This window comes from Mesorhizobium sp. M0106, assembly GCF_040322715.1.
Taxonomy (GTDB): Bacteria; Pseudomonadota; Alphaproteobacteria; order Rhizobiales; family Rhizobiaceae; genus Mesorhizobium.
On record NZ_JAMYUA010000088.1, the window covers coordinates 1 to 9,519 of the forward strand.

7 protein-coding genes are annotated in these 9,519 nt (G+C 63.3%); all 7 read right to left on the minus strand.

Translation table 11 applies throughout. The features are described 5' to 3' along the window. Positions 1-230: 230 nt before the first annotated feature. The 7 genes from recN to NKJ55_RS34715 all read right to left on the minus strand — a co-directional run bounded on the left by recN (position 231) and on the right by NKJ55_RS34715 (position 9,116). Entirely contained in the window at positions 231-1,904 is a 1,674-nt protein-coding gene (gene recN / locus NKJ55_RS34685) for a DNA repair protein RecN (RefSeq protein ID WP_352453825.1), read from the minus strand. 13 nt (positions 1,905-1,917) lie between these two features. Next, on the minus strand, positions 1,918-2,787 hold the full coding sequence (locus tag NKJ55_RS34690; protein WP_023676756.1) for an outer membrane protein assembly factor BamD: 870 nt from the start codon (positions 2,785-2,787) through the stop codon (positions 1,918-1,920). A 204-nt stretch (positions 2,788-2,991) separates the two neighbouring features. Then, positions 2,992-3,939 carry a UDP-3-O-acyl-N-acetylglucosamine deacetylase gene (gene lpxC, locus NKJ55_RS34695; protein WP_254818982.1) on the minus strand — a complete coding sequence of 316 codons (948 nt, stop codon included), beginning with the start codon at positions 3,937-3,939 and terminating at the stop codon, positions 2,992-2,994. Positions 3,940-4,218: 279 nt separating this feature from the next. Beyond that, the gene (ftsZ, locus tag NKJ55_RS34700; protein WP_023676758.1) at positions 4,219-5,889 is read right to left on the minus strand and encodes a cell division protein FtsZ; all 1,671 of its coding nucleotides are present in this window, start codon (positions 5,887-5,889) and stop codon (positions 4,219-4,221) included. A 67-nt stretch (positions 5,890-5,956) separates the two neighbouring features. After that, positions 5,957-7,264 carry a cell division protein FtsA gene (ftsA, locus tag NKJ55_RS34705; protein WP_023676759.1) on the minus strand — a complete coding sequence of 436 codons (1,308 nt, stop codon included), beginning with the start codon at positions 7,262-7,264 and terminating at the stop codon, positions 5,957-5,959. Next, on the minus strand, positions 7,261-8,202 hold the full coding sequence (locus NKJ55_RS34710) for a cell division protein FtsQ/DivIB (protein ID WP_352453826.1): 942 nt from the start codon (positions 8,200-8,202) through the stop codon (positions 7,261-7,263). The genes ftsA and NKJ55_RS34710 overlap by 4 nt, the downstream gene beginning before the upstream one ends. Next, positions 8,190-9,116, minus strand: a complete 927-nt coding sequence (locus tag NKJ55_RS34715) for a D-alanine--D-alanine ligase (protein ID WP_352453827.1) — start codon at positions 9,114-9,116, stop codon at positions 8,190-8,192. The genes NKJ55_RS34710 and NKJ55_RS34715 overlap by 13 nt, the downstream gene beginning before the upstream one ends. Positions 9,117-9,519: the final 403 nt, after the last annotated feature.

Below are 9,519 nucleotides of genomic sequence, written 5' to 3' on the forward strand. Positions count from 1 at the left end.
AGGGCGATCCGACTCTAGCTCGACCCGTCAAACGGTCAGCAATTCCACCGATCCGACCCTCGCCGCTGAGGGAGGGCGGCTACCCCCTCTCAGCGTTCCTTTCTGACCCATTCGGCAGCGAAAGTCATAAGACAAGCAATTCCAGGAAAAGCGTGAAACGGTTTTCCGTCCGGAATTGCGCAAACAAAGAGGTAGAGCGGTTCGGCGTTTCCGTGAAACGATGAAACGCTCTAGGCTGCCGCGGTGTTCTCCCGTAGCAGCCGCTCGGCCGCCGCGCGCGCCTCGTCGGTGATGGTGGCACCGGCGAGCATGCGTGCGATCTCTTCCTGCCGCGCCGCCCGGTCCATCTCGGCGATGCCGGTCGAGACCCGGTCGGCCCCGCCTGATTTGGAGATCAGGAAATGCGTCGCCGCGCGCGCCGCCACTTGTGGTGCATGCGTGACCGAAAGCACCTGCACGCGTTTTGCCAGCCGCGCCAGCCGCTGGCCGATGGCGTCGGCAACCGCACCGCCGACGCCGGTGTCGATTTCGTCGAAGACCAAGGTCGGCGCCGAGCCCCGGTCAGCGAGTGCTACCTTCAACGCCAGCAGGAAGCGCGAAAGCTCGCCGCCGGAAGCGACTTTCATCATTGGGCCGGGCCTGGTGCCGGGATTGGTGCGCACCCAGAACTCGACCTGGTCGATGCCTTCTTCCATGCGGCTCTCGGCATCGCTTGCGATCTCGACGATGAATTCGGCCCGTTCGAGCTTCAGCGCCGGCAGTTCGGCCATTACCGCCTTGGTCAGCCCGACGGCCGCCGCATGGCGAAGCGACGACAGCTGGGCCGCCGTAGTGTCATAGGCCTGGCGCGCCGTTGCAGCCTGTTTCTCCAGCGCATGCAGGCGCTCTTCGCCGGCGTCGAGATCGGCAAGGTCGGCCGCCATGGTGTCACGCAATTGCGCCAGGTCGTCGACGGCGACGCTGTGCTTGCGCGAGGCGGCACGCAGCGAAAACAGCCGCTCCTCGGCTTTCTCCAGCCGCTGCGGATCATATTCGGTGGCGCGCAGTGCGGCTTCGACGCCCGACTGCGCCGCGTCGAGCGACAGCATCGCCTCGTCGAGCGATTTGACGACATCCTCGAGCAAGCCGGGCGCTTCGGTCACCTTGCGCTGCAGCCGCCTGAGCAGGCTGGCCAGTTGCGGCAAGGGCGAGGACGGACCCGAGAGCACATCCTGGGCATCGTGGACTTCCGAGGCGATCTTTTCCGCCCGCATCATCGCGGCGCGCAGTTCGGCGAGCTCGGTCTCTTCGCCCGGTTGCGGATCGAGCCTGGTCAATTCGGCGACCGCCGCACGCAGATAATCGGCCTCGCGGGAAGCCGCCTCGACTTTGGCCCGGTGCCGTGAAAATTCCTGCTCGCAGGCGCGCCAGTGCCGCCACGCCTCGCCTGTTGCCCGAGCAGCGCCGAGATGGCCGCCGAAACTGTCGAGCAACTCGCGATGGGCGCCGGGATCGACCAAAGCGCGCTCGTCGTGCTGGCCGTGGATCTCGACCAGCGCATGGCCGACGTCGCGCATCAGCATCACGCTGGACGGCTGGTCGTTGACGAAAACGCGCGTGCGGCCGTCCGCCGTCTGGACGCGGCGCAGGATGATGTCGCCGTCGTCCTCGATGGCGTTCTCGGCGAGCAGCATACGGGCCGGGTGGTTGCGCGGCACGTCGAAGACGGCGATGATCTGGCCTTGTGCCGCGCCATGCCGCACCAGCGAGGCGTCGCCGCGGGCGCCAAGCGCCAGCGACAAGGCGTCGAGCAGGATGGACTTTCCGGCGCCGGTTTCGCCGGTAAGGACCGAAAGGCCGGACGAGAAGTCGATGTCCAGCTTCTCGATCAGAACGATATCGCGGATCGACAGTCTGGAGAGCATGGGGACGCGCCGCTCAGGCGCCGGTGATCAGCTTCCCGGCCTTGGAGATCCACGATCCGGCATTCTCGCGCGGCTCGAGCCCACCACTCTGCAGGAGCTTGTAGGAGTCCTTGTACCACTGGCTATCGGGATAGTTGGTGCCGAGCACGGCCGCAGCGGTCTGCGCTTCCGACGTCAGCCCCATCGCATAGTAGCTCTCGGTAAGACGCGCCAGCGCTTCCTCGACATGACGTGTGTTGGAATAGTTCTCCACGACGTTACGGAACCGTTTGACGGCCGCGATGTATTCGCGGCGCTCGAGATAATAGCGGCCGATCTGCATCTCTTTGCCGGCGAGCTGATCGTTGGCGAAGCGGATCTTCTCCTTGGCGTCGTCGGCATATTCGGACGTGGGCCAGCGCGTCACGAGGTCCTGCATCGTCTGCACGGTAAGACGCGCTTCCTTCTGGTCCTGGGTGACGTCCTTGATCTGACGGTAGTAGCTCAGCCCGATAATGTACTGGGCATAGGCTGCATCGTCGGTCGACGGGTAGAGGGTCAGGTAGCGCTTGGCCGAACCGATCGCCTCGTCGTAATTGCCCTGACGGTAGTCGGCAAAGGCACCCATCACCATCGATTTGCGGGCGAATTCGGAATAGGGATGCTGGCGGTCGACGGCATCGAACTTGCGGCTTGCCTCCTGCAGTCGCCCGGCATTCAGATTGGCGAGACCCTGATTGTAGAGCACGTCGGCCGGCTCGGTCTGATCGACATAGGTCGACAGATCGACGTCCTTCTCGGACGACATGCAGGCCGACAGAAACAGCGATGGAACGACCACCGAAAGCGCCAGGAAAACAGCCCGCCGCAGCGCCTTCGATTGACCAACTCGCTTGAAAAACATGTTTGGATTCCGCCCTTTCGGCGTCATTTCAGTCGACGGCAGCAGCCATAAACCATAATTGCCTTGCCCGGCAACGCTATCCCCGGCCAATCGCACATTTTTGTGGCGGTTTGGCGCCACCTGGAAAGCTGTGTAATTTGGCCGGCCGGTGATGCATCCATGCAACACAGCTTGACCGCAACGGGAGCCGCAAGACCTTAAGAATCAGATCATCCAGGGTGCGTAGAGGGGTGCGTTGACGGCGCTCATCTCGGCGGTACGCCCGCGCTCGCGGCGCGTCGTCTCGACGATCTCGAAAGCCGAACGGTCCGACAAGAGACGGCGCAGCGCAGCCGCGTTCAGCCTGTGGCCGCCACGATAGGAGCGGAAGCAGCCGATGAACCGGGCACCGGCGAGCGCCAGGTCGCCCATCGCATCCATCGTCTTGTGGCGCGCGAACTCGTTGGGATAGCGCAGGCCTCCCATGTTGATCACGCGGTTGTCGTCGCCGATCACCAGGGAGTTTTCCAACGAGGAGCCGAGCGCATAGCCGGCCGCCCACAGCCGCTCGACGTCCTTCATGAAACCGAACGTGCGGGCCCGCGCGACGTCGCGGCGGAAAATGTCGGCGTTCATGTCGGATGCAAAAAGCTGGCGCCCGATCGCCGGGCTTTCGAAATCGATCTCGATCTCGAAGCGCGTGCCGTCATAGGGCCTGAACTCCGCCCAGCAGGCGCCGTTCTCGATACGAACCGGCTTGACCACCCTGATGTAGCGACGCTTGACCGGCAGCGTTTCGATGCCTGCCTGGTCAATGGCCTCGACGAACATCACTGCGCTGCCGTCGAGGATAGGCACCTCATGGCCGTCGATTTCGATGACGAGATTGTCGATTCCAAGCCCGAAAAGCGTCGCCATCAGATGCTCGACCGTGGCAATGTGCTCGCCTTGCGGATCGCCAAGCATGGTGCAGAGATCGGTGGCACCGACCTCGGAGACGAGCGCGCGAAATTCGTGGCTTCCGCTTGCATTCGAAAGCTGGAAGACGACACCCGTATCGGCATCCGCCGGCAGGAAATGGACGGTGACCGGATTGCCACTGTGAACGCCGATGCCAGTCAGCGTCGCGCGCGATTTAAGTGTCGTCTGATAGTCGTGCAAAACAATCCCCATAGCCCGTACTGCCTAGGTCCGCTTCGTCTGCCCTGAGGGCGCGGCTCTTGATTGATCGGCAGGCAGGGCCACTTCCCCGAGACTCCCAGCAAACCGACTTTGGTCGGTGGCGAAGATAATGGTCCCGCGGGGAGACTCCAAATCACGGTTTCTTACTCTTTGTAACTGCGGTCCAGCGCGGGATTGCCCCATAAGTCCTTGTTTTACAATCACTTTTAAAGTTAACAGGCGAACAGTTTCCTGCTCGCCTGTTAATGACTGTTACGAACCGTTAACAGATCAATTGGCCTGTCGGCGCAGGAAGGCGGGAATCTCCAACTGATCGTCTTCCTGGACAGCCCGGCTCTGCGGCGTCAGTCGGCCCTGCTCGTCCAGCTGGCCGCGGCGCGGCGCGTAAAGCTGCGGATCCTGGCTGGCAAGGCGGCGCACTTCCGCCGGCGCCTGGCGCAGTTTCGGTTCGCGCGGCTGCGCCGGCTGCAGCCTTGCAGGCTCCTCTTCGCGGCGGGTCAAGCCGTTGGTCAGGCGCTTGAGCAAGCCCATCGGGCCGCTGTTTTCGTGGTCGGCCGGGCGCGCCTTGGCTTCCACTTCGGCCTTCACCTGTGGCGGGAAATCCTCGACCCGCGGCATGCGCTGGGGTGCTGCGGCAACCGGCTGCGGCATTTCACGATGCGGAGCAGGCTGCATCGCTTGCTGAACCGCTGGCTGCATCATCGGCTGCGGCTGAGCCGGAGGCGCCTGGAAGATCTTGCTCTGCGGGCGGAAGTCTTCCGCATGGGCGACCGGTGCCGGTCGGGCCTGCGCCATCGCTGCCGCATTCGCCTCGGCGAGCTGAATGGCCTCGGCGACCGGATCGGCAGCACGTGGTTCATAGATCGGCTGCTGGACAGGCGCCGGGCGCATTTCCGTGACCTGAGCCGCCGGGCGGCTGACCGGCTTCGGCGGAGCCGTGCGGATGGCGATCGGTGCGGCAGCGATTTCGGCCGCCGATTTGTCGATGCCGGTGGCGACCACCGACACGCGGATAACGCCTTCGAGTTCCTCATCGAAAGTGGCGCCCAGAATGATGTTGGCATCCTGGTCGACCTCTTCGCGAATGCGGGTTGCCGCCTCATCGACTTCGAACAGGGTCAGGTCGCGGCCGCCGGTGATCGAGATCAGCAGGCCCTTGGCGCCCTTCATCGAGGTCTCGTCGAGCAGCGGGTTGGCGATGGCGGCTTCCGCCGCGGCCATTGCACGGCCCTCGCCCGAAGCCTCGCCAGTCCCCATCATCGCCTTGCCCATTTCGCGCATGACCGAGCGGACGTCGGCGAAGTCGAGATTGATCAGGCCTTCCTTGACCATCAGGTCGGTAATGCAGGCAACGCCCGAATAGAGCACCTGGTCGGCCATGGCGAAGGCATCGGCGAAGGTGGTCTTGTCATTGGCCAGCCGGAACAGGTTCTGGTTGGGAATAACGATCAGGGTATCGACGCATTTCTGCAGTTCCTCGATACCCATGTCGGCCGTCTTCATGCGGCGCTGGCCTTCGAAGTGGAACGGCTTGGTGACGACGCCGACGGTGAGGATACCCTTTTCGCGGGCAGCGCGCGCGACGACGGGGGCCGCCCCGGTGCCGGTACCGCCGCCCATGCCGGCGGTGACGAAGCACATATGCGTGTTGGAGAGATGATCGATGATCTCGTCGATGCACTCTTCCGCCGCCGCGCGCCCGACTTCAGGCTGCGATCCGGCGCCAAGACCCTCGGTGACATGCGCGCCGAGCTGGATCAGCCGCTCGGCCTTCGACATCGTCAGTGCCTGCGCGTCGGTGTTGGCCACCACGAACTCAACGCCGCGCAAGCCGGCGGTGATCATGTTGTTGACGGCATTGCCGCCGCCGCCGCCGACACCGAATACGGTGATGCGCGGCTTGAGCTCGGTGATGTCCGGCTTCTGCAGATTGATGGTCATTGTCTTCGTCCTTTGCCTTTCCCGCCGCTTCGCCGCCGCGGCCGCCTATGGGGCTGTCCCCGTCAAATTAAAAACTGTCTCTCAACCACTGACTCATTCGATGCAGTTTTCCGCCTGTTCCGGTCATCCGAAGACCGGAAATTCCCTTCGCCGGGCGGCTCTCGAAGCTCGCCATCTGCGGGTAGATCAGAAGCCCGACGGGCGTCGAAAAAGCCGGCCCCTTGGCCGCCTCGGGCAGGCCTGCCACGCCAAGCGGGCGTCCGATGCGCACATTGCGGCCGAGAATGCGGCGTGCTGCTTCTGGCAGGCCGGCAAGCTGGCTGGCGCCGCCGGTCAGCACCACACGCTTGCCGACGGCATTGCCGTAGCCGGACTTGTTCAGCCGGTCGCGCAACAATTCCAGCGTCTCGTCGATGCGAGCGCGGATGATGCGCGTCATCACCGAGCGCGGGATCTGCAACGGCACCTCGCCGTCCTCGCCGATCGGATGGATGGAAACCAGGTCGCGGTCGTCGGCACTGCCAGGCAGCGCCGAGCCATGCATCACTTTCAGCCTTTCGGCGGCATCGAGCGAGGTCGACAGGCCCTTGGCCATATCCAGCGTGACGTGGTTGCCGCCGATCGCGATGGCATCGCCATGGACGAACTTGCCTTCCGAAAACACCGAGATCGTCGTCGTGCCGCCGCCCATGTCGATGCAGGCCGCGCCCATTTCGAGCTCGTCGTCGACCAGCGCAGCAAGCCCACTGGCATAGGGCGTCGCCACCATGCGTTCGACCGACAGATGCGAGCGGTTGATGCAGAGCTCCAGATTGCGCAAGGGCGCTGCGTCGCCTGTCAGCACGTGCATGTCGACGCCAAGCTGGTCGCCAACCATGCCGCGCGGATCGCGCACACCGCGCTCGGCATCCAGCGAAAAGGCTACGGGAAGCGAATGGATCACCTCGCGCTCGGCCCGCAACGCCTGCTTGGCGCCGGCGGCAAGTACGCGCTTGATGTCGGCCTCGTCGGCCTCATGGCCGCCGAGATTGATGGTGGCCGAAAAAGCCTCGCTCTTCAGCCGGCCGGCAGTCATGTTGACGATCAGCGAATCGACCGTCAGTCCCGCCATGCGTTCGGCGGCGTCGACGGCAAGACGGATGGCGTGCTCGGCACGGTCGAGATCGATGACGACGCCCGATTTCACGCCTTGCGATTTCTGGTGGCCGATGCCGATCACCTGGACGCGATGCGAGCGTCCGCGCAGCAGCTTGCCATCGTCGCGCGGCTTGAGTTTGGCCACCACGCAGCAGACCTTGCTGGAGCCGACATCCAGCACCGTCAGGATGCCGGACCGGCGCGACGAGGCATCGCTATTGCCGCCAAGCCAGCTCATATCTTCGTCTCCGGCTTGCGCTTCAGCATCTTGGGCTTTTCGTCGAGCGCGGCTTGGCGCTGTGTCGCCGCTTCCGGCGTCAACTGGACGACCAGACGATCGGAAAGGCGCATGTCGACGGCGGCGATGTCGCGCGTCAAAAGCCCATTCTCGTGATCCATCCTGACCAGGTCGGCAATCGCCTGATCCTCACCGTCTTCGGGAAGCTTGATCGTGATGCCGTTTTCAAGCTTGAGATCCCAGCGCCGTTCGCCGATGCGGATGTAGCCCTTGATCCGCGCGGCGAGCTCCGGATAATTCTTGATCTTGGCCAGGAAATCCGGCGCTTTGGCCGGTGCGTCGGTGCCGATGATCAGCGGCAGCAATATCTGCTTGCCGCCGGAGAACGGCGCAATGACGGTGCCGGATTTTTCGATGACCGAAAGCGCGCTGCCTTGCTGCCACAGCGCGAACGGCTCGCGCTCCTCGACGCGCACTTCCAGCGTATGCGGGTAGACCTTGCGCACTGCCGCGGCTTCGACCCAGGGTAGCGTGGTGATGCGTTCGCGCGCGGCTTCGGCATCGAAGCCGATCAGCGAGGTCCAGCCGTCGAGTTCCAGCCTGTCGAGAATATCTATCTCGGACGTTTCGCGGTTGCCGACGACCTTGACCTGGTCGACGGCAAAGCCGGTGCGGGCGGTGACACTCTGGACGATAGCGTCGGAATATCCGCCGAGATAGGCGCCATAGGCACTGCTCGAAACAAGCAGTGCCGCCGACAGCATGGCAGCGCAATAGGGCGGCGCTTCGAAGTCGCCTTCGCCGAGGCGCGCCAGCACGCGCACCGGCCGGCGGAGCAGGCGCGGCAGCACGAAATGGTCGAACGACAACGGCATGCCGAACAGCGCCGGCCCGGCCGCGCCCTTCCCCTTGCCCTGTCCCCACTTCAACGCAGACACGAAGCGTCCTCCACCATCCAACTCAACAAATCGCCGAACGAGTGTCCCGCTTGCGCGGCGATTTCCGGCACCAAAGACGTCGGCGTCATGCCCGGCTGGGTGTTGACCTCGAGCCAGACAATTTCGCCGTTTTCGGAGTGACGATCGTCATAACGGAAGTCCGACCGGGAAACGCCCCGACACCCGATAGCTTGGTGAGCCTTGAGCGCCAGTGTCTGTATTTTTTGGTAAATATTCGGTGAAAGTTTTGCCGGGCATTCGTGTTTTGATCCGCCCGCGACGTATTTTGAATCATAGTCGTAGAAGGAATGGCCGGTCGGGATGATCTCGCAGACACCGAGCGCCACATCGCCCATCACCGCGCACGTCAATTCCCGCCCGTGCACATAGCGCTCGACCATCACCACGTCGCCATATCTCCACTCGGACGAGCCGATGATCTGCGGCGGATGCGACTGGCCTTCATGGACGATGACGACACCGAAGCTCGATCCTTCGTTGACCGGCTTGACGACATAGGGCGGCTTCATCGGGTGCTTGTTCTGGATGGCGAAGCGATTGGCCACCTTCGATTCCGCCACCAGAACGCCGGCCGCCTTCGCGACCTTCTTGGCCTGTTCCTTGTTCATGGCGAGCGCCGAGGCAAGCACGCCGGAATGGGTGTACGGAATGGCGAGGTACTCGAGGATGCCCTGGATGGTGCCGTCCTCGCCGAAGGGGCCGTGCAGCGCATTGAAGACGACGTCAGGCTTGAGCTCGGCGAGCACCGAGCCGATGTCACGCGAGACGTCGACGCGGGTGACCTGGTAGCCCTCCCCCTCCAGCGTATCGGCGCAGGCTTTGCCCGACGACAGGGATACGGGCCGCTCGGACGAGAATCCCCCCAGAAGGACGGCCACGTGCTTGCTTGTCATTCCCCGTCATTTCCTCTCACAGCAGGCCTGCACCATCATGCATGGCCCGAAAAGCATCGCGCGCACTCAAATACGCCGAGCAGCTTTGCTCCCGTGTTTCCGCAACATTGAGTCCGAGTCTCCCGGCAGGTTGCCCCCCCAGACGGAAACGCGAGTAACGCGTCGAAACGACTCAAATCAGGAAACGCTTCAGGGCAGAGAATCAGAGAGTTGATTCGCTGGCAAGTGCTTACGATTCCGATGGATTCACTTTCCGCAAAAACGGCAGCAAAATGTGAATTCATGAGTCCGAAAGGCAACGGCGGTCAGCTTGCCTAGAGAGCGGTTCCTGATTTGACGGAATCGAAGGGGATTCCGGATCAGTCGGTTTTGTGATTCAAGATGCTGGCTGGAGTGGAGGCCA

Coding starts and splice junctions, on each gene's coding strand:
- NKJ55_RS34690 (WP_023676756.1), bottom strand. CDS start 2,787: ATGTTTTTCAAGCGAGTTGGTCAATCGAAGGCGCTGCGGCGGGCTGTT.
- NKJ55_RS34715 (WP_352453827.1), bottom strand. CDS start 9,116: ATGACAAGCAAGCACGTGGCCGTCCTTCTGGGGGGATTCTCGTCCGAG.
- recN (WP_352453825.1), bottom strand. CDS start 1,904: ATGCTCTCCAGACTGTCGATCCGCGATATCGTTCTGATCGAGAAGCTG.
- ftsZ (WP_023676758.1), bottom strand. CDS start 5,889: ATGACCATCAATCTGCAGAAGCCGGACATCACCGAGCTCAAGCCGCGC.
- lpxC (WP_254818982.1), bottom strand. CDS start 3,939: ATGGGGATTGTTTTGCACGACTATCAGACGACACTTAAATCGCGCGCG.
- ftsA (WP_023676759.1), bottom strand. CDS start 7,264: ATGAGCTGGCTTGGCGGCAATAGCGATGCCTCGTCGCGCCGGTCCGGC.